Genomic DNA, 1615 nt, shown 5'->3' with positions numbered 1-1615 from the left:
GCCGCGAGCAACGTGTCTGCGGGGTCACAGGAGCTGTCGGCGTCGGCGGAGCAGCTGTCGCAGGGCTCGACCGAGCAGGCGGCCTCGACCGAGGAGGCGTCGGCGTCGATGGAGGAGATGGCGGCCAACGTGAAGCAGAACGCCGAGAACGCGAGCCAGACCGAGACGATCGCCCGGCAGTCGGCCCAGGACGCGGAGGCCAGCGGCGTGGCGGTCGGCCGGGCGGTCGAGGCCATGCAGACCATCGCCCAGAAGATCACCATCGTGCAGGAGATCGCCCGCCAGACCGATCTCCTGGCGCTGAACGCCGCCGTCGAGGCGGCCCGGGCGGGCGAGCACGGGCGCGGCTTCGCGGTGGTGGCCAGCGAGGTGCGCAAGCTGGCCGAGCGCAGCCAGGCGGCCGCGGCCGAGATCGGCACGCTCTCGGCCGACACCGTCAAGGCCGCCCAGCAGGCCGGCGACATGCTCGGACGGCTCGTGCCCGACATCAAGAAGACCGCCGGCCTGGTCGAGGAGATCACCGCCGCCTGCCGCGAGCAGGATGTCGGCTCGGGCCAGATCAACCAGGCGATCCAGCAGCTCGACAAGGTGACCCAGCAGAACGCCAGCGCCTCCGAGCAGGTCTCGGCCACCTCCGAGGAGCTGGCCACCCAGGCCGAGAAGCTGCAGGCGACGATCGCCTACTTCCGCATCACCGAGGCGCCGGGCGCGTCCCTGGCCGGTGTCCCTCTGGTAGGTGCTCCCCTGGCGGGCGTCGCCCAGGCGGTGACGCGGCTGCGGACGACGGCGGCGCGGATGGGCGCGGCCCCGGCGGGCGCGGCCTCGGCGGCGATCCGCTCGCCGAGCCCGAAGCGGGCGGGCGGGCGCGGCCCGGCCGGGGGCGGCGGCTTCGCCCTCGACATGGGCGAGGGCGACGCGCAGGACGCCGCCTTCACCCGCGTCGCCTGACGCCTCGCCCGACGCAGCGCCCGACGCCTCGCTCGGCGCCTCGCTCGGCGCGGCGCCCGAGACCCGGATCCGCGCGGCGCCAGGCCCCCGCGCGGATCCCGCCGTCGGCGCAAGACCGCAGCCGGGCCGGGCCGGGCCGGGCCGGGCCGGGCCGGGCCGCCGCAATCCATCCGGAGATCCCGCATGTCCAGTGTGTGGCAGTACCTGACCCTCGGCCTCGGTTCCGAGACCTTCGGGATCGACGTCGAGCACGTCCACGAGATCCTCGACTACCGGGTGCCGGCGGCGCTGCCGCAGGCGCCGGCCTTCCTGCTGGGGATGATCGACGTGCGCGGGCAGAGCTACCCGGTGGTCGACCTGCGGACCAAGCTCGGCCTGCCGCCGGTCGCGCGCACGCCGGCGACCCGGATCATCCTGCTCCACCTCCCGCTGCCGGGCCGGGCGCTGCGGGTGGGCCTCGTGGCCGACAGGGTCATCGAGGTGACCGAGCTCGACCGGGCCGAGATGGAGGCCGCGCCCGAGGTCGGCGGGCGCTGGAACGCGCGCTACATCGCGGGGATCGGCCGCCGCGGCGAGGCGTTCGTGGTGGTGTTCGACCTCGCCGCGCTGATGGACGGCGACGCCCCGGCCCTCGACGCCGCACCCCGGGCCGCCTGAGGGATCCCGC

Annotated in this window: 2 protein-coding genes; both read left to right on the top strand. The window is 75.6% G+C overall.

The window, feature by feature from the left end:
* Positions 1-948 (top strand): methyl-accepting chemotaxis protein (locus ACLBXO_RS31475; RefSeq protein WP_447687879.1); only part of this gene is annotated, 948 nt, incomplete at its 5' end.
* Positions 949-1131: 183 nt separating this feature from the next.
* Positions 1132-1605, top strand: a complete 474-nt coding sequence (locus tag ACLBXO_RS31470) for a chemotaxis protein CheW (RefSeq protein WP_331316869.1) — start codon at positions 1132-1134, stop codon at positions 1603-1605.
* Positions 1606-1615: the final 10 nt, after the last annotated feature.

It is taken from the genome of Methylobacterium sp. C33D (genome assembly GCF_053345825.1).
Note: the sequence above shows the minus strand (reverse complement) of the source record. Positions and strands in the feature narration are given on the sequence as shown.